Source organism: Paenibacillus azoreducens, assembly GCF_021654775.1.
Taxonomy (GTDB): domain Bacteria; phylum Bacillota; class Bacilli; order Paenibacillales; family Paenibacillaceae; genus Paenibacillus_AQ; species Paenibacillus_AQ azoreducens.
Genome location: NZ_AP025343.1, coordinates 3,217,994 through 3,243,552 on the forward strand (window position 1 = coordinate 3,217,994; position 25,559 = coordinate 3,243,552).

20 protein-coding genes are annotated in these 25,559 nt (G+C 48.0%); 15 read left to right on the forward strand and 5 right to left on the reverse strand.

The genetic code is table 11. The features are described from left to right. Positions 1–57: 57 nt before the first annotated feature. The gene (locus L6442_RS14070) at positions 58–4,908 is read right to left on the reverse strand and encodes a S8 family serine peptidase (RefSeq protein ID WP_212981037.1); all 4,851 of its coding nucleotides are present in this window, start codon (positions 4,906–4,908) and stop codon (positions 58–60) included. A 460-nt stretch (positions 4,909–5,368) separates the two neighbouring features. Between L6442_RS14070 and L6442_RS14075 the strand changes: the two genes are divergently transcribed. From L6442_RS14075 to L6442_RS14090, 4 genes are all read left to right on the forward strand, one after another. Next, positions 5,369–6,808 carry an ABC transporter substrate-binding protein gene (locus L6442_RS14075; RefSeq protein ID WP_212981070.1) on the forward strand — a complete coding sequence of 480 codons (1,440 nt, stop codon included), beginning with the start codon at positions 5,369–5,371 and terminating at the stop codon, positions 6,806–6,808. An 89-nt stretch (positions 6,809–6,897) separates the two neighbouring features. Beyond that, complete coding sequence (locus L6442_RS14080; RefSeq protein ID WP_212981038.1) at positions 6,898–7,788, forward strand: carbohydrate ABC transporter permease; 891 nt, start codon at positions 6,898–6,900, stop codon at positions 7,786–7,788. A gap of 12 nt (positions 7,789–7,800) precedes the next feature. Further along, entirely contained in the window at positions 7,801–8,634 is an 834-nt protein-coding gene (locus L6442_RS14085; protein WP_212981039.1) for a carbohydrate ABC transporter permease, read from the forward strand. Between the two features lie 256 nt (positions 8,635–8,890). Continuing rightward, complete coding sequence (locus tag L6442_RS14090) at positions 8,891–10,534, forward strand: alkaline phosphatase (RefSeq protein ID WP_237100312.1); 1,644 nt, start codon at positions 8,891–8,893, stop codon at positions 10,532–10,534. An 86-nt stretch (positions 10,535–10,620) separates the two neighbouring features. Here L6442_RS14090 and L6442_RS14095 read toward each other — a convergent pair whose 3' ends face one another. Genes L6442_RS14095 through L6442_RS14105 form a run of 3 tightly spaced genes read right to left on the reverse strand, consistent with a single transcriptional unit; the run spans position 10,621 to position 12,238 of the window. Then, positions 10,621–11,163: a DUF1697 domain-containing protein gene (locus tag L6442_RS14095; RefSeq protein WP_212981040.1), complete on the reverse strand. Its 543-nt coding sequence runs from the start codon at positions 11,161–11,163 to the stop codon at positions 10,621–10,623. A gap of 57 nt (positions 11,164–11,220) precedes the next feature. Beyond that, entirely contained in the window at positions 11,221–11,592 is a 372-nt protein-coding gene (locus L6442_RS14100; protein ID WP_212981041.1) for a hypothetical protein, read from the reverse strand. Positions 11,593–11,596: 4 nt separating this feature from the next. Continuing rightward, positions 11,597–12,238, reverse strand: a complete 642-nt coding sequence (locus L6442_RS14105) for a PadR family transcriptional regulator (protein WP_212981042.1) — start codon at positions 12,236–12,238, stop codon at positions 11,597–11,599. Positions 12,239–12,551: 313 nt separating this feature from the next. Here L6442_RS14105 and L6442_RS14110 point away from each other — a divergent pair, with 313 nt between their 5' ends. Genes L6442_RS14110 through ccmA form a run of 4 tightly spaced genes read left to right on the forward strand, consistent with a single transcriptional unit; the run spans position 12,552 to position 15,997 of the window. Continuing rightward, entirely contained in the window at positions 12,552–13,829 is a 1,278-nt protein-coding gene (locus L6442_RS14110; protein WP_212981043.1) for a NosD domain-containing protein, read from the forward strand. After that, on the forward strand, positions 13,826–14,446 hold the full coding sequence (locus L6442_RS14115) for a nitrous oxide reductase accessory protein NosL (protein WP_237100313.1): 621 nt from the start codon (positions 13,826–13,828) through the stop codon (positions 14,444–14,446). Before L6442_RS14110 ends, L6442_RS14115 begins: the two co-directional genes overlap by 4 nt. A gap of 23 nt (positions 14,447–14,469) precedes the next feature. Beyond that, positions 14,470–15,291, forward strand: coding sequence for an ABC transporter permease (locus L6442_RS14120; RefSeq protein WP_212981044.1), 822 nt, complete (start codon positions 14,470–14,472; stop codon positions 15,289–15,291). After that, a complete protein-coding gene (ccmA, locus tag L6442_RS14125) occupies positions 15,284–15,997 on the forward strand; it encodes a heme ABC exporter ATP-binding protein CcmA (RefSeq protein WP_212981045.1) in 714 nt (237 codons plus the stop codon). The genes L6442_RS14120 and ccmA overlap by 8 nt, the downstream gene beginning before the upstream one ends. A 73-nt stretch (positions 15,998–16,070) precedes the next feature. Here the strand turns inward: ccmA and L6442_RS14130 are convergent, their stop codons facing one another. Further along, positions 16,071–16,865 carry an HAD-IIB family hydrolase gene (locus tag L6442_RS14130; protein WP_212981046.1) on the reverse strand — a complete coding sequence of 265 codons (795 nt, stop codon included), beginning with the start codon at positions 16,863–16,865 and terminating at the stop codon, positions 16,071–16,073. An 86-nt stretch (positions 16,866–16,951) separates the two neighbouring features. Between L6442_RS14130 and L6442_RS14135 the strand changes: the two genes are divergently transcribed. The 7 genes from L6442_RS14135 (at position 16,952) to L6442_RS14165 (ending at position 25,267) form a co-directional block, all read left to right on the forward strand. Next, positions 16,952–17,644, forward strand: a complete 693-nt coding sequence (locus L6442_RS14135) for a Crp/Fnr family transcriptional regulator (RefSeq protein ID WP_212981047.1) — start codon at positions 16,952–16,954, stop codon at positions 17,642–17,644. Positions 17,645–18,043: 399 nt separating this feature from the next. Beyond that, positions 18,044–18,679, forward strand: a complete 636-nt coding sequence (gene vat(I), locus L6442_RS14140; RefSeq protein WP_212981048.1) for a streptogramin A O-acetyltransferase Vat(I) — start codon at positions 18,044–18,046, stop codon at positions 18,677–18,679. Positions 18,680–19,755: 1,076 nt separating this feature from the next. Continuing rightward, positions 19,756–20,613: a tyrosine-type recombinase/integrase gene (locus L6442_RS14145; RefSeq protein WP_373871860.1), complete on the forward strand. Its 858-nt coding sequence runs from the start codon at positions 19,756–19,758 to the stop codon at positions 20,611–20,613. A 100-nt stretch (positions 20,614–20,713) separates the two neighbouring features. Beyond that, complete coding sequence (locus L6442_RS14150) at positions 20,714–21,391, forward strand: SOS response-associated peptidase (RefSeq protein ID WP_212981049.1); 678 nt, start codon at positions 20,714–20,716, stop codon at positions 21,389–21,391. Positions 21,392–21,467: 76 nt separating this feature from the next. Next, entirely contained in the window at positions 21,468–22,088 is a 621-nt protein-coding gene (locus tag L6442_RS14155; protein ID WP_194233961.1) for a nitroreductase family protein, read from the forward strand. A 311-nt stretch (positions 22,089–22,399) separates the two neighbouring features. Further along, positions 22,400–23,809, forward strand: coding sequence for an amino acid permease (locus L6442_RS14160; RefSeq protein ID WP_212981050.1), 1,410 nt, complete (start codon positions 22,400–22,402; stop codon positions 23,807–23,809). Positions 23,810–23,971: 162 nt separating this feature from the next. Continuing rightward, on the forward strand, positions 23,972–25,267 hold the full coding sequence (locus L6442_RS14165; protein WP_212981051.1) for a WD40/YVTN/BNR-like repeat-containing protein: 1,296 nt from the start codon (positions 23,972–23,974) through the stop codon (positions 25,265–25,267). The last annotated feature ends 292 nt before the right edge of the window (positions 25,268–25,559 follow it).

Genomic DNA, 25,559 nt, shown 5'->3' on the forward strand with positions numbered 1-25,559 from the left:
AGCAGCAGGCCCGGACGGAGAATGAACTCCGCGTGCCTGCTGCTTTCTTGATTGATTTTATTTGGATTGAATATCTTGAAGTACACGGTAAAGGATAACGCCAGCTTGGGCTCTCGTTAATTTGCCCTTCGGATCAAAGGAATGATCCGGGTTGCCTTGAAGGTAGCCTTTTTGCACAGAATAGGCGACGGCTCCTTTGGCTGCTTCCTGTATGCTGCCGGCATCCTTGAAGGAAAGATCGGATGACGCATTGCCAGGGCTTGCACCCAGAGCGTTAGCAAGCAGAACGGCCAGTTCCTCGCGGGTCAACGCGTGGTTTGCATTTTGTTCCGCCGACCGGTCGCTCCAGGTTTTGCCCGTACCGAGAAGGCGGTCGAGCAGAGACAGGAATTCGGCCTGCGTCACTTGATCATTCGGCTTGAACGTATTTTCCGTATCCTTGCCATTCGCTAAATAATGGGAGGCAATCACTTCAATTTCATGTTTGGCCCAGTGATTGGAAATATCGGCAAAGGTTTTGAGGGTTTCGGCAGCTGCAAATGTGCCCAGCTTGGAAACCTGGAATGAAATAAGTCCAGGGGCTTTGCTTCCTGCCAAGACATATTTCCATGTTCCATCGCTGCTTTGCGCGAAAATTCCGACTTTATTGCGGTTTGTCACTTTGGACGTATCAAGGTCAAGCGTAATCATCAGCGGCACGGCTAATGCTGTAGCAGGTTCGTTAATCGTTAAGGCATTGGAAACGAAAGTTGCGCTTCCGCCGTTCGGCGCCTGCGGAGTGCCTGCCGGTGCGCCGCCGAAACGGATGCTGATGTTAAGCTTGTCTTTAACGACAAAGCTCTTAATATCATCGGCCGGAATCAAAATTTCAAAGCCTTTGCCTTTAATGATGAGCGGTTTTTTAGCTTTTAGAAGCTGATCTGTCAGCGAACTGCTCCAATCAATAACCAGCGGATATTTGGAGTCGACGGTAACATCGGTAATGTCCACGATCACCGTTTTGTTGTCCGCTTTGTTCAACTGATCGGTAATGTAAGCAGAATCAACGCTCAGAAGAGCAGATTTTTGATCGCCTGTACCTTTGTCCGTCAGCACTCCGGCTTTCACTTTTATTCCTTGCGACACTGGCGAAGGCGTTGAGCTGGAGCCGCTGCCGGAACCGCTGCCCGGGTTGGTTCCTGGATTTGTGCCAGGATCTGGATCCGGGCCTGGTTTTGGATCCGGATTAGGTTTCGGGCATGGGCTAAGTGCAGGCGTTTTTGGTACATCAGCGGTAGACTCAACGTTTCCAGCAGCCAACTTCGCTTTCGTTACATGATAGGAACCGGAAACTTGTTCAGGACCTTGAATCGGATCTGTACCTGGCGTTGGAGTTGCCGGTGCACCGGGATCCTTATCAGGGTTCGCAGGCGGATCAACCGGATCGACAGGCGGTTGTTCCGGTGACGGGTCGGATTCTTTTGGCGGAGTTTGGGAATCATCGCCGTTTCCGCCTTCTGCAGCCACAACCTCAACCGTTATGCCTTCAGATACTTTTACAGGAATCTGTTTTTTGTCTGCGCCTGTCAGGACAGCATTTTTAACCGTAAAGGCGTATTTTCCTGCTTCAGTCGCATGGAACGTGAATGTCTTGGCTGTCCCTTTAGCAGCAGGTGTATCTAATTCAAAGTTTTCTTGGATGATCTTTTGCGTGGAATCCGGTTCGTTTGCATCCGCAGCCGTTTGATCGCTTGTAAGCTTGGCGTCGTATTCCAAGTCAAAGGCAATGGAGTGTACTTCGTCTTTACCGTTGAAATTAACGCTGACCTCAATCGGTTCATTAATGTTGACCTTGGAAGACTTTGCAGTCAGTCCAACCTCTGTCGTTTGATCCACAGGAGCTTGATCGGTATTGTATTCATACGTTTTGGCCGGTGCCGATGAACCATTGCCCGCATCGTCATATACGAAGAGCTGAATATGGTTCAGGCCCTTTTGCAGCGGAACTTCAACTTTAAAGTTGCCTTTATTGTCTACGGTTCCCGTGTATTCTTTCAAATGATCCTTATCCAAACCAGCCTTCGCTTTAACATGGACCAGATCCGGCAAATTCGTACCGTCAAAGAAGTATTCGATAAGAAGATCGTTTTCAATCTCGCCCTTCAATATTCCGACATCAGGTTTGTCCGGATTTACCTCGACTTTATCTGGCAAGGTGGTCTCAGGCGCCGTATTGTCTACAAGGAAAGCCTTGCCGGATTTTGCTAGAAGCTTCCCATTTTCATCACCCGGCTCAAAGACGTATGGCACGAGTACATACTCTCCGTCCGGACTTAATTTGAACGGTTTTGGTTTTCCGTCCAACGGATATACGGTACCATCCCATTTAAATGAATAGTAATACGGCTCAAGGTTTTTCTCGAATTCATCTTTGTAGACGATTCCGACAGCGGGAGTTGTTCCATCTTCCTCAAAACGGAAAGCAACAAATTGATAATTGTCGAGTTTTTTATTCACCGAGTAATATACTTCTGTGCCATGACCGCCTTCCGCCGTTGACAGATAGATCGGGTCAATGTCGATATTCGATATTCCGTCCTGGTCGTATTTTTTGCCTACAAATACGCTGAACGGAACATGCAGCTTGTGGCCGGTTTTCATCTGCGTAAATTCGAGCTGCCCGTCGTACATGCCATCGGCCGTTCCTGCCGGAATGGTGAGCGTGACCGACAATGCGGCAGAGGCCTGATCGGCTTTCATCTTGATATCGCAAATATCCGGAATAAGCGTTAAGCCGTGGCTGCCGCTCCAGTTGACATACACACCGTAATGTTGGTCAATGTGGGCGATGTTATCGATTACCAGCTTTCGGGTCTCGGTTTTGCCAGCGCTTACTTGCCCGAAGGACAAGCTGCCAGAATATGCGGTTGCATGTTTATCGCTCTGAAGCTGGGCCGGCAGTTTTTCTTCGACTTTGACAATCGCTTGAGCTTCGGCAGAGCTTTTCAAGTCTACGCGTCCGGCGCCCTGTTCGTTGACGTTATAGGTCCGGCCCTGACGGTCTTTCATCGAAAATGCGTTATTGGTCAGCAGCGCCTTGATTTCCTCCGGCCCCAGTTTCAGACCTTCTTTGCGGGTTTTCTCCAGCAAAAGCGCGGCGGATCCAGAAATATGCGGGGCTGCCATACTGGTTCCCTGCATCGATTCGTAAGCATTGGTATAATCCCCGCCATAAGCCGGAATGGAAGATTTAATGCCTATGCCAGGCGCAGTGATATCCGGTTTAATGCTATAGTTCGGCAGGGAAGGGCCTCTTGAGCTTAAATCGGCGAGCAGATCCTGCTCCTTTTTGTAATTGAATGTTACATGATTGTTGCCTTTATCGACGGCCTCTTTAAGCTTCAGGCCGTTGTCCTGCGCAATGGTATAGGTCGGAACGGTACCTGGTTCCCCATTTAGCGTCGCGCCACCAATCTCTCCGGGAGCATTGTTATAGATGATAGCGGCTTTGGCGCCGTTTTTGGCGGCATTTTGCGATTTCGCCGCAAAAGAGATATCGCCGCGGGAGATGAGAGCGACTTTGCCTTTGACATCCACCGCACTGAAATCCTCAGGTTTGCCGAGTCCGGCATTCACGAGCACCAGATCTTCGCCTTCTTTTTCCAGGGCGGAAGATGTGGCAGCCAATTGCGCATAAATGATGCCTAGCGCAGACGAATTAAAAATAGGCGTTTGCAGCGGCGGTGTCGAAGCGCCGACGGAAATAGCCATTTGGGCCGTACCAGGCGTGCCTACAGTATTGTCTTTTGGACCGGCATTGCCGTTAGATACGACTACAGTTACGCCGGCCAGGGCCGCGTTGTCCACTGCGATCGCGTCAGGACTATACGCATTGTTCGTGTCGGAGCCAAGCGAGAGATTGATGACATCCATGCCGTCGGTTACGGCTTTTTCGATGCCGGCAATGACATTTTCCGTGCTGCCTCTGCCGTAAGGGCCGAGCACGCGGTACGCATACAGGTCGGCCCCGGGCGCTACGCCGCGAACCCAGCCCTTTTCTTCCGGATGGTCCGGATTGCCGCGGCCGAGTACTGTGCCGGATACATGCGTGCCATGGGAGGTTTCATACGGCTTGCCGTCCCGAGGCGGTTTGGTTGGGTCAGGCGGCGTTTCCATCGGATCCCCGTCATTGTCCACGAAATCATATCCGCCTTTATAGGCATCCTTCAAGCTGGGGTGGCGATAATCCACGCCGGTATCGATCACGCCTACTTTGATGCCTTTGCCTTCGAATCCGGACTTCCACATATCGCTTGCGCCAATATGCGGGGCGCTTTTGTCCATCATCGGGTAAAAATCATGGTCATCCTCAATCGGCAACGCATGTACTTCTTCGTTAGGGAAAATCGCCTTAACCCCCGGCAATGTTAGCAGCGTGTCCACCTGATTGGCAGGAAGCGTCACCGCATAACCGTTAAACACTTTGGAGTATTCCCGGTTGAATTGGGCGCCGGTTTTGGACAGGGCTGCCGATTTAAAGGAGAAATGCTCCTGGTTCAACTGGGTGCTGTAGCTGCTGATGGAAGGGGCTGATTTAAGGGATGGATTCATTTCATACACTTTAATCGGGTCTTTTTGCAGCTGGACGATGACGGTGATCAAATCGCTGCTGCTGGATTCCGGTACATAATTTTGCGGTTCTTCGGAGGCTTCAAAAGTGTTTAGGCCGGAAATCTTGTTTTGCTTCAACAAGTCCTTTTTTAATTCGCTATGTTTCAACAACGAATCCAGCTGAATTTTCGTATTTTCCGGTAGTTTGATCGCAGATGGCGATGCAGCTGCCGCATTCGGGTAAGCAATGCCTACCGCAAGCAGCGTGCTCAGCAGCAGCGAGGAAAAAGTACGGATTTTGGATGGCCTTTTACTCAAATCATGTCCTCCCTTTATTTAAAATTGAAATCTAGCAAAAACGATCCCCCTTTTACATAGATTTAATTGAACACTAGTAGAAAACACTTTCATTTTACAATTTTTACATTATTCTGGTATGAGACTGAAGGCTGACAGCCTTTAGGAGCAGGTTTGGCAGATGCCGTCAATTGTACCTGTCGCAAAACAGCGATTAATGCCGAAGGTTAATGAAAATCTAAAAAAGTTGTATATGAACATAAATTAGAACATTTCCAAAGAGTGGGGAATAGGCCTATAGGCAGGGGAGGGCAGGCAGTGACCTTACAAAAATCTATTAAATTCCGCATAACTAGATCAATAGTAGTGGTGAAATTTGAAGCGCCCATTTCATTCTTTTTTAAATCCTGATTGAATAATTGCGGACAAAGCGAAATAAGGATTAAAAACGGAAACGCTTTCTATCAAAGGAGGGTTCATGATGAAGGATGCAAAAAGAAAATGGGGGCTGCTGCCCGCGGCATTGTTGTTGGTTCTGGCGGTCGGCTGTTCCAGCTCGGGTTCAAGCACAAGCTCAGGTTCAAGTCCCAAGGAAACGGACAGCAAACCCGCTCCTGCCAAAGATAGTGGTGACAAAGGCGCAGCGACGACTGCAAAGAAAACGATTACGATTACCTATCGCGATGACGGATCAGGCGAGAAAGGGACATTGTACAAATGGATCAAAGACATTTCTACTGAGTATCCCAATAAGGATGTCGAGATCAAACCGACGCCGATCCAGGCTTCGGAGGGAGATTATTTCGCCAAAATCGCGCTGGCTCTCAAATCGAAGGATACTGCGCCGGATATCGTAACCGAAGATACCTTCATGCTGAATTCGGATGCAAGCGCCGGTTTCCTTGAACCGATCGATGACAGGCTGAAAGGTTGGGAGGACTGGAGCAACGGCTCGTTTATCGAGGCGATGAAAAAGGGCGTTACCGCTAGTGACGGCAAAGTATATGGTGTTCCGTACAATACCGATTCGCGGGGGCTTTGGTACAATAAAGAGATTTTTAAGAAAGTAGGCCTGCCAGAGGATTGGAAGCCGAAATCATGGGATGAGGTGTTGAATGCGGCCAGAACAATCAAGGACAAAGCAGGCAGCGATGTCGTTCCGATGTGGATGAATCTCGGCAAAGCAACGGGGGAAGCAACCTCGATGCAGACATACGAAATGCTGCTGTACGGAACGGGGGAACGGCTTTATGATGACGCAAGCAAAAAATGGATCGTCAAAAGCCAAGGCATCAACGACGCCCTGACCTTCATTGAGACGATTTCCAAAGAGAAGCTGGGCCCGCCGCTCTCCAAAGTCCTGAACGGTCAGGCAGGCAATACCGCAAACCGTGAATACTTGCCGAAAGGCAAGCTTGCGATCTCGCTGGACGGATCCTGGATCACGGGCAATTATTTGGACAATGGAGCTGCTCCGTGGCCGGAATACAAAGATGTCCTCGGATTCGCGCCGATGCCGACAAGCAAAGGGCAGGCTCCGGGCACGATTACACTGGCTGGCGGCTGGGCGCTTTCCATTCCAAGCAATGCGCAGCATAAAGATGAGGCCTGGGATTTTATCAAATTCGCTTTGAACAAAGAAAACACAAAAAAGCTCGTCATTTCGTCCGGAAATATTACGGTACGGGCCGATGTAGCCAAAGATCCGGAATATACCAAAATGCCGTTTAATGAAATCGCGACGGAATATTTGAAAAATGCCGAGTTTAGACCGGCCCAGGATAAATATCCGGAAGTGTCCACTCAAATTCAAACGATGGTCGAAACTGTGGCTACCGGCACTAAAGCGGAAGACGCCGCCAAGAAATATGCACAGGATGTGACCCGAATCGTCGGTCAGAATCATACGTTGGAAAAATGATTGTCCCGGCATGCCCGTGCCTGCCCGTCATTTTCGTGCAAGGTTCGGGCATGCCCTACTTATCTTCACAGCAGAAAGGAGAGACGCCTATGGGAGGAGTGCCTATTTCAACTCCGTATTGGAGACGGAAAAACATCACCTGGATTTATTTTCTGCTGCCGTCCATCGCCATCATGCTGCTGTTTTTCATTTATCCGATCCTGCTCACTTTTTTCTATTCCTTTACGAACCTTGCACTAACCGGGGAAGCGGCCAAGGAACTGCAATTTGTCGGATTGGATAACTACACCCGGATGTTTCAGGACCCGACAGTACGGGTCAGCATCTGGAATACGCTTGTATTTCTGATCGGTTCGGCGGTGATTGGACAGCAGGTGCTCGGTTTTCTGATCGCCCTGCTCATGAAGCACAAAAACAAGACGTTTCGGCGCATCATCGGGACCGTCGTTTTGGCCGGATGGGTTACGCCTGAAATTGTGTGCGCTCTATGCTTGTACAGTTTTTTCGGCGATGAAGGCACGCTGAACGCAATCATTACGTCTTTGGGCATCTCGCCCGTCACCTGGCTTTACACCGTTCCGATGCTGACGGTCATACTCGCCAACATTTGGCATGGTACCGCATTTTCCATGCTGGTTTTTCAGGCGGCACTTGATGATGTACCCAGTGAAATCGAAGAGGCAGCCGTCGTGGACGGCGCATCCAAGCTGCAAATTTTGTTCCGGATCACCATTCCGTATATCAAGGAAACGATCACGACGAATATGATGCTCGTCACGCTGCAAACGCTGGGCGTTTTTGGCCTCATTTACGCCATGACAGGGGGCGGACCGGGAACGGCAACAATGACTCTGCCGATCTTTATGTACAACCAGGCTTTCGTGAACTACCAGCTCGGTTATGGAACCGCCATTTCGCTCCTGCTTCTGCTGCTTGGCATCGTGCTTAGTCTGTTCTATATCCGTTCGTTAAAAGAGTAAAGGAGGTTTCGTATGAACACGAAACAGCGCAAGCTCATATACCGAATCCTGCCTTATGTCATTTTAGCGTTTATCGGGATCTGTTTTCTGCTGCCGCTTTTGTGGGTGCTGGTAGCATCCGTCGACCCCAATGCGATGCAATCGCTGAAAATGCCCAAGCAGTTAACCGCCGGGAACTATGCGGATGTGCTCACCAGCAGCGAGAATCAGCGCTCTTTTGTCATCGGCCTTTTGATGTCGCTTGGTCAAGCCGTCATCGTGGTTTTGCTCGCAGTATTGGCGGCGTATCCGTTGTCCCGTTATCAGCTGAAATTCAAAAAGCCGTTTATGCTGACCATTCTATTTATGACTTCGCTGCCGATTACAGCCGTGATGGTGCCTGTGTACCAGCTGTTTTTGAGCTTGAAGCTGTATGACAACAATGTCGGGGTGGTGCTCTTTTATGTCGCTTCGTCCATGCCGTACGGAATCTGGATGATCAAAAACTTCATGGATTCCGTTCCCGAAGATTTGGAGGAGGCGGCATGGGTGGACGGAGCATCGGTGATTACCGGCATCAGGAAAATCATCGCGCCGCTCATGGTACCCGGTATCTGCACGGTTGCGATTTTTACCTTCTCGGGCAGTTGGGGCAATTTTTTCGTCCCCTACATTTTGCTGCAAACACCGGAGAAATTCCCCGCTTCCCTGAAGTTGTATCAGTTTTTTGGTCAATACGGCATGGTGGATTACGGTAGGTTGGCGGCGTTTTCCGTGCTTTATGCCATACCGTCGATCATGCTGTATATTCTTTCTCAGCGATTTATGTCCAAAGGATTCAGCATGCAGGGCGGAACGAAAGGGTAACAACATGTGAGGCGTAAATATGAAAAAAGGCGGACTGGGATTACTACGGTTCGTCTTTTTTGCGCTGCTGTATCTTGAATATTTCGATTTTACTTGCAGGCTCCCCCGCTATTGTATGGCATGATAACCGCTATTAAAAAAGAAAAGTAATATATGTATAAAAATTGCCTTGCAGAAGAGAATTCGTGCTGAGTAAAAATGAAGGCTTGCGATACACTGTAAACGTAACATATACCTTGAAACGGAGGGAATCGGATTGCGAAAAAAGTGGATTACGGGGATATGCGCCAGCTTGCTGTCCGTCAGCCTAATGGCTTTATGCCAAGGGGCGGCATTTGCTGAAGGAAACTCTGCGGCTTTAAAGGAAGGCAACGGCAAGGAAGTGAAAAACGTCATTCTCTTCATCACGGACGGGATGAGCCTGTCGGATGTGAACCTGGCACGTTGGTATCAGGGGGGAAAACCGCTGGAGATGGATAAGCACTTTAGCGGGCTTGTCAGGACGTATGCGACGGATTCGCTGACCACGGATTCGGCTGCCGGGGCTACGGCCTATGCAACGGGGCATAAAGCCAAAAGCGAGACGGTTTCCATTTTGCCGGATAAAACGACCATGCCCTATATCGATAAGGTTCCGCAGCAGGATATGAACAAACCTTTACCGACGTTGGTGGACGCCGCGAGGTTAAGCGGAAAAAGCACGGGCGTCGTGTTCACTTGCGAGTTGACGGATGCGACACCGGCTACCTTTTTGAGCCATGCGTATTCGCGCGAAAATGCAGAATCCATTGCGGAGCAGATGGTGTATAGCGGTGTCGATATTCTGCTCGGCGGGGGAGCGGATTACTTGGTTCCGGGAAATGGGAAAATGAACCGCAAAGACGGGGAAGATCTCACCAAAGCGCTTAAAGCCAATGGATATGAATATGTGACAACCAAAAAGGAGCTCATGAACAGCAAAACCGGCAAACTATGGGGGCTGTTTAACAAGGAAGCGCTCGACGCCGATTTTGATCTCGATCCACAGCAGCAGCCATCATTAAAAGAAATGACGGAAACGGCGATCAACAAGCTTTCGCAAAATGATCAAGGTTTTTTTCTGATGGTGGAAGCCAGCCAGATCGATTGGTTCGGACATGACAATGACCCGGTCGGCATTATCAGCGAGACGTTGGCTTTTGACAGAGCATTTAAGGCAGCGGTTGATTTTGCCGAAAAAGACGGGCATACCGCCGTTTTATCCGTTTCCGACCACGCGACCGGCGGGCTGAATATGACCAATTACGACACGGCCAAGGATTTAATGGCGGTTCTTAACAAAGCGAAACATACCAGCTATGGCATCGAAGGCAAGATCAATGAGAAAAATTTCAAGCAAGTACTTGCCGAAGAATACGGTCTGAACGATCTGACCAAAGAAGAAACCGTAGCGGTGCGGAAAGGACTCAAAGATAATTTGTCGCCCGTCATAGGCAGCATGTTAGGAAAACGGATCGGCATCAGTTTCTCGACCGAGGACCATACGTCGGAAGAAGTCGGCCTCTTTGCTTACCACCCGAATAACTATAAACCTACGGATTATGCGCATAGCGGGGTAGTTCAGAATATCGACGTCAATAAATACATTCAGGAGATTACCGGTTTGCAGTTAGCTCCGCTGGAGAAGAGCTTGTTTGTATCCGCGGGGAAGTTTACGGAGAAGGGGGCGGAAGTCGCCCTCGACAAGTCGGATAAAAAGAACCCGGTCGTTGTGGTCAAAAAAGGCGGGCAATTGCTAAAGCTTCCGATCGATAAAAATATTGCCGTCATGGACGGAAAAACAATCAAACTGAACGCGCTCACCGTCATAATTCAGAACAAGATATGGGTATCTCAGGATGCGGTTGATTTAATCCGGTAACACATTCACATTTAGAGCTTGATAAAGCAATAAAAGCGAAGGGCACCCCATGATAAACATGGGATGATTTCCTTCGCTTTTTGTCGTTAATTTTCAAGGGCATTAAGCATGCTTGCCAGCTTCTTCATCGTATTCCAGTTGCGCACCGTTCCGGGCGTGCCCAGTTTGGTTAAGCTGCCGGCTAGCTTGGATTCGTTAAATTTGTTGCGTGCAAGCAGATACAAATCCGCGCCGATAATTTGGTACTCGTCAATGCCGCGTTCAACTGCAGCCAAACGCTCCATGCCTTCGGCAGCGGGAACGCCAGATAGCATCGATACGTGGATGGATTCGCCTTCCTGAAGCGAGGGTTCATCATAGGGGCACTGCTGCATAATCGCCGCAAAATCCGTGCTGCTGCGGATGATCACGGGAATATTGAGTCCGAATGCGCCGCTGATTTCTTTTTCGATGAGTTCCCGCAAGGAATCGGCATCCAGATCTGAGGCCAATACGACATTTCCGCTTTGGATGTAGGTTTGAACCTGCTTGCATCCGGCATTTTCGAGAACGCTTCTTAGCTCAGCCATCTTAATTTTGTTATGTCCGCCAACATTAATGCCGCGGAGTAAAGCTGCGTATATGGTCATAATTGGTAGAATCAGCTCCAATCGGATAGGGTAAAGTTGGCCGGATATCCCGGGTGTTCACCTAAACCAGGATTTGGCTTCGGCGCTGTTTAATCTCCAGATGACAAGAATCGGCAGAATGACGCCAAGCAAAAATCCGATATTATGCCAAACGGAGAACTCCAGCAGTCGCAGAATAATGAGGATAATCGAAAGGGCAATGGCTGCAGTAAGCCGGGATCTATGAGGATGCCCAAGGCGTGCTGCCACCCAAAAGGCTGCGGCGCCGAAAACGATCATGCCAATACACAGTAATTTTTTGATGATTCCCGTGCTCCCAAACGAGTAAATGCCATTGACGATATTTAAGACTGCGGCTAAATAAATCAAAATTTGGGCAAAGGATACCGCAGAGGGTTTTTGTGTGCGAGTTTCATGATTATTGAGCATATATTCATTTCCTCCCTGAATTTAGCGATGACGTGTTGGGATCGGAAAGTAGAGCTTCTTCGGCCTGATCGCACCAGTTTAATACGGTCTCGGCAAACTCTATGCCGTAACGCTTAAGCATGGCCGGACCGGTGAGCCTTGAAGCATTCTCCGGATCGTCCCAAAAACTGCCGGGCTGCACGGCTTCCATCGTATTACGGAACCATTCGAAGCTTGCCCGGCGTTCACGGATCAAATGCAGCAAAAATTCCGGTCCTTCCAGGCTGGCAAACAAAAATTTAACGAGATTTTCATCCCGGATCTGAATATGCGCAGACGGGGCGGCCAGCCAGCTTCGAAGGGCTTCCCGGCCTCTGGCCGTGAGCTGCCACCGCTGACGGGAGCGAGGTCCTTCGGCCCCGTGGGGCGCTTCAATCAGCTTAAGGGATTCAAGCACCTTGAGCTGAGGGTAGAGCTGCCCGTCACTAACTCCCCAGAAAAAATGAACGGACCGTTTCGCGGCCTCCCGGATTTCGTAACCGCTTCGCGGCTGCAAAGATAGAAACCCCAAAATCGTCCATGCGGTCGGGGTTAAATCGAATTCCTCCTCCAAAGGATTTTTTGATTCGGCATCCAAGTTCCCGTTTGTATCGCTTTGTTTATTCAAGTTTTATCACCTGCTTCATGAATAATATCTCTCCAAGAGATATTATTCATGTTTGAATTCAAATTGTCAAATGGCATGTTCTTGATAAGATCATTCTCTAGTCCGGATAGAAGGAGAGGGAATAAAACAAAGTGCAATGCGGTAGATCACAAAGTGTACACAATTTATTGGTGATTTTAGCCACATCGGGCTATTTGGTACGGATATTTACTTTTGTAGAATATGTAAAGTAACGTAAATCGGATTGGGGGTCAAGCTGCTGTCCAAATTTCGTTTCATCATTGCTGTTTTATTGCTGACATGTTTCGCTGTCTTGAATCCAGGTACAGGTTTTGCAGGCGATGCTGAATCCGCTGCCATCCCGCTGCAGCCCATGATTGATCAGGCCCGGGCGGGAGACGTCATTCGATTAGCCCCGGGAACCTACCTTGGTCCAGTCACCATCGGCAAATCCATTGCCATAGAGAGTGGCGGAGGTGCAACCATAATCAATACCAGTCCTAATTCCGCCATTACCATTCAAGCAAACGGGACTCGGCTGCAAGGATTGAATATCCGGCATCAGGGGAAAGGCGAAACGGCCGGTATTGAGGTTCATGCCCAATCGGTCCAATTGGAACAGCTTAAGATCAGGACTCAAAGGCATGGCATCATGCTGCGTGACGCAAGCAAATCCGTGATTCGAAACAATGACATCGCCTTTTTTGCGGATCAGCCCGTTCGCATTGGGAAAAAGGGGAATGGAATCGATCTTTACAACTCTCAGGATAACCAAATCTTAAATAATAGAATCGCTTTTATGAAAGATGCGATTTATATGGAAAAAGGCCGGAATGAAACCGTAAATGGAAATGAGGTTTCTTATTCAAGGTATGGTATCCACTTCATGTACATAGACGACTCCCGCGTAACCCATAATTCAGGCGAATTTAACATTACCGGGGCGATGGTGATGGAGGTTTCGAATTTGGATATCGCGGACAACATGTTCCGAAAACAGAGCGGGAACGTGAACTCCCAGGGGTTGCTGCTGTATGACGTGCGGGAATCCCGGATCGACAGAAATGTGATCGAAGGAAACCGGGTCGGGATTTATATGGAACGGGCTGAGGGGAACCGGCTTGCGGAAAATGCGCTGCTGCAAAACTTCGTGGGCATTCAGATGATCCAGGCCAAGAACAATCTGATGCGCCGCAATACTTTTGTATCCAATGTGATCGAAGCGACGGAGCGGGAGAGCGATGCCAACCGTTTGACGGAAAATTACTGGGATTCCTTTCAAGGACTTGATGTGACGAATGACGGCCTGAGCGATATTCCATACCGCATTCAACCGTTTTTTCAGCGCGTGATTGCCGGAAATAGCGCGTATCAATTGTTTTTCCAATCGCCGAGCATGACTTTTTTAAGCGATATTTTTGCCGCTGGCGGAAAGGCGTCTGCAGCAGATGATTCTCCGCTGATGAAACCGGATCTTCTGCCGTCCACCGGTCGCAGCTCTAATGATGGCGGTATGGGCGTTTTGATTATTGGATTGATTCTACTGTTAACTTCAGTTTTTACCATTAGTTTAGGGGGAATTCGAAAATGAAAATCAAAAGAGCATGGATGCCTGTCGCGATGTTGGCGTTGGGCGCCCTTATGATGAGCGCTTGCGGAGACAAGAAATACGAGGCTGTATCCATCAACGAGGATGTCGATATTTGCGCCGAATGCAAAATGCAGGTGAAGGATGATGCCTACGCCACGCAGCTCACAATGGCGGACGGTAAAAACTATAAATTTGACGACATTGGCTGTATGGAAAACTGGGAAAAGGAACATGCGCAGGAAAAGCTGGGCATGGATTTCGTACGCGATTATAACGATAAATCCTGGATAGAGCATGACAAGGCCACTTATGTATATGATGCTTCCATCCGTACGCCTATGGCATACGGGGTTATCAGCTTTAAGGACAAGAAATCGGCGGAAGACTTCGTTGCCAAGCAAGGAGCCGGTAAAATCATGGATGCCAAAGAGCTGGAAGCCCATGACTGGAAACAAAACAAAGACATGATGAAAATGATGATGGAGCATGAAGGCGAAGGTTCAAAACATATGGATGGAATGAAAGATATGAAAGATATGAAAGATATGGATGAACACAAGGAAAAGGACGGCCAATCCGATATGGAGGATCATAAGAAGGAAGAAAGCCATAAATAATCGGAAGGCTGGGGGAAGGGAAAATGTCGGACTTACTGCATGTGGCCAAAAGGGAAATAAGAATTGGATTCCGCAACCCCTGGGCGTATTCTTTTCTGGTCTTATTCAGTACATTTAGCTTATGTTTGCTTATCATCAACTCGCAAAACTTCATTCAGGGATATTCGGGCATTACGGGTTCGATGCTCAGTCTGACCTTATATCTTTTGCCGCTAATGACGCTGCTGATTGGTTCGTTTTCCCTTACCTCGGAAAAGGAGGACGGCAGTTGGCAGCTGCTGTCCACCTATCCGCTTGGCACGCTTTCGTTCGTTGCCGGGAAATTTATCGGGATCGCGGTGGTGCTTCTGGTTATCGTCGCTTTTGGCTACGGTCTGATGGGCGTGATCAGCTGGGTTATAGGCGCAAACTTTGATATTCAAACGTTTTTTCTGTTTTTGGTGTTCTCATGCTTGCTGGTCCTGCTTTTTTTATGTGTGGCGATGTTTATAGGCTCGATATCCCGCAATCGCTGGCAGGCGTTAACCATTTCGGTATCCGTTTGGTTTTTTGCGGTGATCGGCTGGTCTACGATTTTGCTCTCTGTTTTAAACTTTGTTCCCTACCTATGGGTCAAACCGGTTTTGACAGCTGCGACGTTTTTGAATCCGGCCGAGCTGGTGCGGCTGTTTGTTGTGATTCGTTTGGGCGGAGGTTCGATATTGGGACCGGCATATTACACTTGGGTCCAATGGATTCAAGGGCCGGGCGGAAGCTGGATGTTTGCTCTGGTATGCTCGGTCTGGATAACCTGCTCCATTTCTGCCGTCTATTGGGCTTGGGAGAGGGGGCGCTTTCGTGGATAAAGCAGTCGTTGTAGTAGAGGGAGTATCCAAACGGATCAAGCGGCAAAATATCGTCGAGGAGATATCCTTTTCTCTGAACCAAGGAAACATTCTGGCATTATGCGGCGGGAACGGAGCGGGAAAAAGCACACTGCTGCGAATGATCGCGGGGATGATGCAGCCAACTGCCGGTAGGATTACCGTAAACGATCTGGAATGGAAAAAGAACAGAAAGCTGTATGCGGAGCAAATCGGCTACATGCCCGATGACTTTCAGTTTCAACATGGACTCACCGCTGAGGAAACGTTGTCCTTCTGGGCGGCTTTGCGCAAGGTTCCGCAAGAAAGGATCAGCGAGCTGCTGGAGATGGTCGGACTTGAACATGAAAAGAGAAAGAAAGTGAGTTCCTTCTCCAAAGGAATGCGTCAGCGTTTGCTCCTCGCACAGGCTCTGCTTGTCAAACCGGTTTTGCTGATGATGGATGAACCGACAAACGGCTTGGACCCTTTCTGGAACCGCGAACTGATCAAGCTGATGAAGCAGGTGAGGCAGGAGGGCAGTGCGGTCATTTTTTCCACGCATCAGCTCGAAGCAGCCGAAACTGCAGCGGATCAAGTTCTTTTTCTGAATCATGGGCGCAATGTTGGAGCAGGGACCGTGGAATTCTTTCAAAACCGGTATGGTTCCCTTCATGCAGCATTTAATGATAGTCTGGGACTTGATTAGGACTCGATTAAGATGAGATTCGGATGCGGTACCCTGGCTGTCTGGCAACAAAAATAAAGCACATCCCGCTTGTTTAGCGGAATGTGCTTTTTGCCCTGTCATACGATGCGGCTGCCGTTTCTTCCAACCTGCAAAAAGCAAGCAATCTGCGGGCAATCGACGTTTCGTCGGCAGGTATTTGTTCGGCTGCATAACTTCCCAATTCCGGGTGGTTACCGATCATGACCGAAGTGTGCGCATGCTGAAACATGGAGATGTCATTGGCATCGTTTCCGAATGCAACATAAGTCCGGTCTTGCAGTCCCAACTGCTGAAGCCCGCTCCATTTATCGATTCCTTGAGGACTCAGGTCCAAAATGCCTTCATTGCCATGTTCATGGATAACGATGGGCAGCTTTGCAAGCCGATCCAAAATGACCTTGTGGTCTGGGATATCGAGCAGCACAATCTTCACGATGATGTCCATGGTAGCAAGGTCAACCTGCTTCGCCCGCAGCTGCGGATCGACGTTGCGCCGGATCGGATGGTTGTCGCTGCCTGTATAGGCATAGTCCCACTCGCTGTCAATTAAATATTTCAAACCATAATTTTTAATGATCGCCAAAATTTCGTTTTTGACATCTTCTTCAAAATGAACCGTTGAAATGATATGCTTGTTGTTAGCGACAAAAGCGCCGTTTCCGCCAACCAGCGGATAAGCATGCATATGCTCCGGAAGGACGGGGAGAAGATCGCGGATTGGGCGAGCGGAAGCAAAAATAACCCCATGTCCGCAATGCGTTAGCTCATCAAGTGCGTTAATGATGACATCGCTTAACGGTTTTCCTTGAAAACAGAGGGTACCGTCCAGATCAAACACAAATTTCATATGACACATCCTCGTTGTTTTTGTTTTCATCATAAACAGCCTCGCTGACTATAGGAAGGACAAATGTCCTGAAAGGATAGCTTTGAATGAAAATCATACATCATAAACAGCAGCTTCACGCCAAATTAGATGAATTCGATATCGCCAGCTTGTTTACTTCAAAGGATGGCATTCCATTTGAACTGCGGAGCTATGACGAAGGGGAGATTGTCCTTGAAGAAGGTGACGCGATGGATGCCCTGTTATTCCTTGTAGAAGGAAAAGTGAAAATTTCATCCAGCGTTCAGACCGGAAAATCGCTGCTTCTGCGCTTTTGTGAGCCGTTTGCGGTTATGGGGGACATTGAGCTGATTCAAAAGGTTGGCGTGCAGTCCCAGGTCGAAGCCGTTTGTCCTACCCAATGCATCGCGATTCCATTTACTTATATAGAGGAACACCTTATGCTGGACCCGAAGTTTTTGATGTCTTTGCTTAAGGAGGTCACTTACAAACTTCAAACTTGCACGACAGCCTCGCGCGTAAATTTGCTGGCTTCCGTCGAAAACCGGTTTGCCAGTTATCTGCTGACCACACTGCAGGAGAAAAACAACTTCGGCAAGGAAATCCGGACAACAAATACGCAGGAAATCGCGGATTTGATCGGCACGACGTCCCGCCATTTGAATCGTGTAATTTTGAATTTAACCGAACAGGGCGTTATATATAGGGAGCGGGATACCATCTATATTTTGGATGAAACCAAACTGCAGGAACTTTCGAATGGGATTCGCTACGAGTAGCCCGTATTTGAATCCGGTGCATATGAGGATATTGATTCCAGCTTTATCCTATGTTAAAGTTACTGTAATCCGTTGAGGATTTTGCAAAAATCCTGTGAGATACTGGCATCGAATTTTGCAAAAATCCTTTATTAAGAAAGGGTGACCTTAAGCCAATGATCCATTAATCCTGTCTGCAGAGAAAAATCGTGTTTGCGATTCTTTTTCGGATAGGATTAGTGCGGGCTTTTATATATTTTCAGAAGGATGAAGACGTTTCATATTGGAAACAGTCCGTCTTTTGATGTATGCCGCCTCCTGTCCGAATATCGGATGAGGAGGTTTTTTGCATGCAGATGATTGTTTTTAATGTTTGACAGGACAAAGCTCGAAGAAAATGAAGAGGGGAGATATTTTTTTATGACAGGACCAAATCCTTCAGAGAAGTACCCGATACCAGGCAACACCAGTCTGCAGTTTATTAAAAACACGGTGACGATGACGAATATTATCGCTGGCGATTACTCCTATTACGATTCGGCAAATGGGGAGTCGTTTGAGGATCAAGTGCTCTACAACTACGAATTGTTTGGAACGAAGCTGATTATCGGCAAATTTTGCTCGATCGCTCCCGAAACGAGGTTTATGATGGATGGCGGCAACCACCGAATGAACGGCTCTACCTATCCGTTTAATATTTTCGGCAGAGGCTGGGAGGCGTTTACGCCTACGCTGGAAGAGATCAAGCTTAAAGGCGATACGGTCATTGGCAATGATGTCTGGATTGGAAGACGGGTAACCATTATGCCGGGCGTCCATGTCGGAGACGGAGCGATCATCGCCGCTGAAGCCGTCGTCGTTAAAGACGTGGAGCCGTATACCATCGTTGGCGGCAATCCTGCTAAAGTCATTCGTCAGCGATTTGCGCCGGAGGTCATTCAGGAGCTGCTGGACATCCAATGGTGGGATTACGATATCGAAGTCATCAATCAATTTATCGGCGCAATCGTGAGCGGGGACATCGAAACGATGAGAAAAATGAAGCAGTATAGATAATTGTCTGAGTTTGGCAGGACTAAATATGGCCCGCGGAGATCAGTTGCTGTTCAAAAGATCGATGGGGCATCTATTGAGCGGCTTTAGGAGTGATTCCTGATGCCGCTTTTTTTGCTCTCATCGCATGTCTTTTGAGGGATAATCGTTTATAAATTGAAGGTTTATCGCTAACGAAACGTGGCATCGCTATTTGCAGCAAAATCTGTTTTTTTAATTTATATAAAAATGTGCTTTTGCGTTGTTGAGACAAAACTCATAACATTTTCATTGCTGGTGGTGACCGTGAGGCCATGTAGGTTTCTAACGGACACAGTTACAATAAAGCGGCGAATTCCATTTTGTAATTTCTAACGGACACAGCGGCCGCTATTGAGGGGAATTTTAGTCTTTATGAAACCTAACGGACACAGATGCTCCTATTTAGTGAAAAAGCCCCTTTTTAAGGTGGTTTTAAGTAAAATAAGCGCTGTGGTGACCGTTAAAATTTGAAAGCGGCTATTTTTAGGCAAATAGCGTCCATTATGTCCGTTAAGAAGTCTGTCATAGGCGTAAAGGGTGCCTTTAAGACCGTTTTTTATCCCAAGAGCGATTTTGGTGTATAGTTGCCATGAGTAGGGTTCCTTTCTTAGCGACTTTAGCAACCCCGAGAATACCCTACTTTTTTGTTGCCTGACTAGACCCCAATTCTTGGTACACAAACAATTTTACATCATCATTTGTAGTTTCGTTAGGGAATCACACTAGTATCCTTCTGCTCAGAAGTGATGGTTTCCTTAGACGAAATCCCCCGCTAAAATACCCACTTTTCAAACGAATATGCTACAATAAAAACACCTCAAAAAAACTGCGCATAACATATATTATACGCAGTTTCGATTTAAATCGATTTTTATGGGGAAACATGACGAGTTATACATACTCAAAAGCAGCGGTTTTTACTGAATTATATCAATAGCCCAAATAATGGATTTAACCTTTTGTTTGAAAATGGAAGAATGGGTTGCGCGGGGAGGGATTCTGAAGTGAGGGATGTGGATGACAGCTATGCGGAATATACGGAAGCTTTTTTGATCTGGATGAAAGATGCGGGGTACACCGGTCATACCCAAAAATCATACCTTGGTGATGTGATCCAATTTCTCGACTCGCTTGCCGGCAAAAAGTTGGAACAAGTCAAAAAAATTCATGTGATGTCCTATCTCTCTTCCGTTCGGGAGCAGGGGGTCAGCGATTCCACGCGGAACCGGAAGCATGCTGCAATAAACAGCTTTTTCAAAGCATTGATCGAATTGGAGATGGCTGAATCCAATCCGGCGGCGGGGATCAAAAAATCCAAAACCGAAAAAAATCGGACGCCCGTATATTTGGATGAGCAGCAGCTGCCGAGGTTTCTGGGAAACGTCGAGGGAAAATACCGTTCAAGGAATCTCGCGGTGTTTTTGCTGATGGCATACATGGGACTGCGCGTCGGAGAGGTACATATGCTTAATCTAACGGATTATAATAGAGAGCGGCATACGCTTGATGTGTTCGGCAAAGGCCGGAAGTGGCGCACGCTCCCGGTCCCGGACGCAGTAGGGCAGATGCTCAACAGAGCCATCCGTGAGCGGATTACGCCTTGGCGGAAACAGGAGGACGCGCTGTTCATCTCGCAAAAAGGGCAGCGGCTTTCGATCCGCAACATTCAGCAGATTGCCGCAGATACTTTTGCCCGGTACCAATCCGATCTGCCGGAACGTCAGCGGGTGCCTTACTCGAGCCATAAGCTCCGGCATTCTTTTGCCACCATGCTTCTGCGCAAAGGCGCGGATTTGCGAACGGTGCAGGAATTGCTTGGGCATTCATCGATTCAAACGACAACAGTATACACGCATGTTACCAGCAGAGAGAAGGAGGAAGCCATTTCGCGTCTTGAGGTGGTGCTTCCTTTTTAGCCATATCTGAATTCCGAATCTTAAAGCCGCAAGTAGCGATTGCACGCATAATTTTCCTCCTTTGGCGGACACTAACGTCACTAGAGGAGGGTGATTTTTTATGTGCCAGCGGTTTTCGATGGCTGCCGACCTGCCGGTCGTGCTGGACCATTTTCAAGTTGATCGTGTGATGTATTACTATCGAAATCGTTACAATATCAGCCCCACCCAGTCTACTCCGGTCATTCTCCAGCAAAATGGAGAGCGTGTCCTGGATGAATTCCGGTGGGGATTTATTCCTTATTGGGGAAAAGACGCGGTGAATGCGGACCTGAAAACTGTAAACGACAATCCATCTTACCGCAAAATGATCGAAAGACAGCGGTGCGTCATTCCGTGCAACGGTTTTTATTATTGGAAAAAAGAAGGTAAAAAAATGTACCCGGTGCGCGTGGTGTTGAAAAATCGCGGTATATTCGGCGTGGCCGGCCTGTTCGAAGTTTGGAGGGACTCCAGGGGCGAACCGCTGCGGACTTTTACCATGGTCATGACGGATGCGAACCGTCTGATTGGGGACTACGAGGAATCCCGCATGCCTGCCATTTTGCCGGAAGAAGCCATGAAGGATTGGCTGAATGAGAAGCATACGGCTTTTTATTCGCTGAGCTCGCTTTTGCAGACTTATTCGGACGACAATATGGAGGCATATCCCGTTACTCCGCTGATCGGCAACGATCACCATGACAACTCGGAGTGCATCCGGGAAATGGATCTCCGCACAGCGTGGGTAAAACAGTAGCATATTTGCAACTTCATGAGGGAAAACTAATCTCCGTCATTCATTTCAAGAAGTGAAATATATGGAGGTTAAATTAATGTCAAGTTCAACCCAAACGTTTAGTCCCGTTATCGAGGCTCTCAAAAAGAGACGTTCCTTTTACGCGATCAGCAAAGAAAATGTCAGCTCAGACGAACGCATTCAGCACATACTCGAGGAAACGGTAAAATACGTCCCGTCCTCATTCAACTCGCAAACTGCCCGCGTTGTACTGCTGTTGGGAACCAATCATGACAGGCTGTGGGATATCACGAAAGAAACGCTGCGCCAGGTCGTTAATAATGAGGAAGCTTTCAAAAGTACGGATCAGAAGATCGAAGCTTTCAAAAATGGATATGCGACGGTATTGTTTTTTGAAGATATGGATATTGTCCGCAATTTGCAAAATCAGTTTGCATCTTACAAAGACAATTTTCCGATCTGGTCCAACCAATCATCAGGAATGGTTCAGTTGATCGTCTGGACGCTGCTGGAGAATGAGGGGTTTGGCGCTTCGCTTCAGCACTACAATCCGCTGATTGACGAGAAAGTGCAGCAGGAGTGGAATATTCCTTCTTCCTGGAAGCTGATTGCACAGATGCCTTTCGGCAAGCCAACGGCTTCCCCGGGGGAAAAAGAATTTATGCCGATCGAAGAACGGGTTAAAGTCTTTAAATAAAGCGATGTTTAGCGGAAGCGCCTAGAGCCTGATTATCAGGTTTTAGGCGCTTTTTGCCGTGAGTCAGGGAAAAGATGAGTGAAAATATTTCCATGACGTAATTGATTGACAGAAAAATGCATCAAAGTTCATAATTAAAACCTCTATATTCATTATCCAATTTTTTAATTGAGGGAAATAGGCGAAACTGAAGTTTCGTTCTATATACGTTATACGTTTCCAATTGGAAGCATTTTTTATTGTGCATGAACTTGAGCAATATTGCTTTTACCGTTTTGAAGGCGAAAAGACAGCGAGGAGAGATTAAAAGAGTGAATATTTTTCGAAAAAAAACGGTCGGGAGCTTGGATGAAACGGCGGGAAAGCTCAATCGAACATTAAGCGCGCTAGATTTGACGGCTTTAGGCGTAGGAGCCATTGTCGGAACAGGCATTTTCGTCTTAACGGGAGTGGCTGCAGCGGTTCACGCGGGACCAGGTCTTGTCATTTCATTTATTGTCGCGGCGATTACCTGTGTGTTGTCAGCCCTTTGTTATTCGGAATTCGCATCGAGCGTTCCGGTCTCCGGAAGTGCTTATGCATACAGCTACGTGGTGTTCGGCGAAATTATCGCTTGGATGCTTGGTTGGGATTTGATTCTTGAATACGGAGTGGCGTCGGCAGCGGTCGCAAGCGGTTGGTCGTCCTATTTTACGGGTCTTCTGGACGGCTTCGGACTGCATTTGCCTGCAGCGATTTCCGGCGCTTATGACCCTGCTAAAGGTTCAATCATCGATTTGCCTGCGGTTCTCATCATTTTTGCGATCACCTTCTTACTGAACAAAGGAGCCAAAGAGACGGCCCGCTTTAACGGGATTATGGTTATTGTTAAGCTGGCGATCATATTGCTTTTTGTCGGCGTGGGCGCTTTTTATGTAAAACCGGCTAACTGGTCGCCCTTTTTACCGTTTGGCATGAGCGGAGTGATTAACGGGGCTGCGACGGCATTCTTCGCTTACATCGGCTTCGACGCTGTAGCCACCGCTGCTGAGGAAGTCAAAAGACCGCAGCGTGACATGCCCATCGGGATCATCGCCTCGCTTGCTATTTGTACGCTGCTTTATGTATCCGTGACGCTGGTCCTTACGGGAATCGTGCCTTATACGTCGCTAAACGTGGGCGATCCTGTGGCTTTTGCGCTGCGGTACATGAATCTGGACATGTTAGCTGGTTTCCTTTCCATCGGCGCGATTGCGGGGATGACGACGGTTTTGCTCGTGATGCTTTATGGCATGACACGCCTTCTGTTTGCGATCTCCCGCGACGGGCTGTTGACCAAGAAGCTTTCAAGTGTCAGCGGTTCGTCTCAGTCGCCAAAGGGAAGCACGTGGGCAACCGGTACAATTATCGCCTTGCTGACAGGGTTTGTGCCTCTGAGTAAACTGGCCAATTTGACCAGTATCGGCACTTTATTCGCTTTTGCCGTCGTGTCCTTGGGGATTATTGCTCTGCGGAGAAACAATTCGGGTAAAAGAAACGGTTTTCGGGTCCCTTGGGTTCCGTTTATCCCGCTGCTTAGTGCGGCTGCATGCATCTACTTAATGATCAATTTGCAGGCAATCACATGGATGGGTTTCGGCATCTGGATGGCAGCAGGCGTTTTGATTTATTTTTTGTACGGCATTAAACACAGTGCACTGAACCATTCTTCAGAACAAATGCAGAGCAAAAAAGAAACATAAAAAATATTATGTAAACTTATTTATAACGAATTCATTACTTCTGCGGCTTAAGCTGGCACAGTACCCCTCACTTTGTTATATTATTTGTGTTGGAGGTTTCTTTTTTAATACAAAAACTTTCATATGCTGGACAAGCTGCCCTCAAAGAGAGGAGGAACTAGAATGAAGCGCTACAAGCAGCTTGTTGGAATCATGCTGTTGTGCATCGGATTTGTGAGCGGTTGTTCTTCTAGCGAGGAGCCCAATGAACCAGCGGCGCTGCCGCCGGCTGTAGAAGATAGCGTCGAAGTGTCGCCGGAACAGGGTCAGACCCTAACCGTAGTCCCCCCGGAAGCTTCAAATCAAAAGAGCGCGACAGATAAGGGGAAATACCGAATCCAGACTAAACTGACCGATTTTCAACTATTAAGCGAGACAAAAGGGATCGCCTGGGGAGTCACTCGCAATGAGCTGCGTCTATATTTAACAAAAGATAACGGCCGGACATGGGTTAATATTTCACCTTCCCCGAATGTACAATTTCCCGCGAATCCGCGTTACGGCAAAGATATTTATTTTACGGATCCAATGCATGGTTGGATTGTCGTTGATACGCCGGGAATGCCCGAAACGATTGTTTTGCACACGAGCAATGGCGGAGAAGAATGGGATATTGCGTCATTTCCGCAGAAAAACAAAGTTTCAGCCATTACATTCGATTCACCGAAGCGCGGCTGGATTATGGCTACGGAAGATTCGTCGACGGGCAAGGAGCTTAAAGTGCTTTACCGTACGGATGACGGCGGCTCCGCCTGGAATGTCGTGATGCAAAATTCGATCTATGATCCGGCGAAGACAGAGGCAAGCAGCCCCATCCCGCATCTTGGGTACACGATCGGCATCAGTTTTACAGATTCTATGCATGGGTATGTCCTGTTGAGTGAGCACGGGGAACCGAAGCTTTACCGGACGAATGACGGCGGGAACAAATGGATGAACGGTCCCGTTTTTTTAAACAAAGAAAAGATGAAGACATGCAGTTCATATACGACGGGGACCCCGCAGTTTTTTGATTCCGCACACCGGGAAGGTTGGATTCCGGTTGGCTGCCAAATCGGGGACAGCGTGAAATACAATGGTTATTTTACGATGGACGGTGGTTTGAACTGGAACTTCGTCAACTTCGGGCTGGGCAAGAGCATAGGGTTTAACCAATCCTTGCGGCCGACGTTCATTAATTCGAGCGAGGGTTGGGCGTTGGTGGGCGCCACACTGTACCATACCATAGATCAAGGCAAAAACTGGGCGGCGGTTCCCGACAATTCAGTGCTGAGAGAAAGGCTGAAGGATTTCCCGGAGGTTGTGAAACTTCAGTTTTCGTCTCCGAAGGTTGGATGGATGCTAATCGAGAATATTGAGAAGAAGAGTTCCAGGCTGCTTCAAACGATGGATGGAGGCATCACCTGGAGGGTATTATAACCGTTTTCCGGGGAATGTCCCTCGTTATTTGTATCTTGGAGCTAATCCTTTTTCATTTTACTGCGAAACACTATGAGGTCTCATGTCAAAGTGTCAAAGAAACCCTGTCCATTTTAATGGCACAGGGTTTCTTTGTTTCCAAGTCCTTATGAAACAGGGAAGTACATGGGTCACACCTTGTTCTCCAGGCGATCCCAATAGGTCGCTATACTCTTTATGTTCTGCAATACGGACGAGACTGGGTATCGTTATATCCACAATAACGGTTCAGATTTAAATCTGACGTAACTAC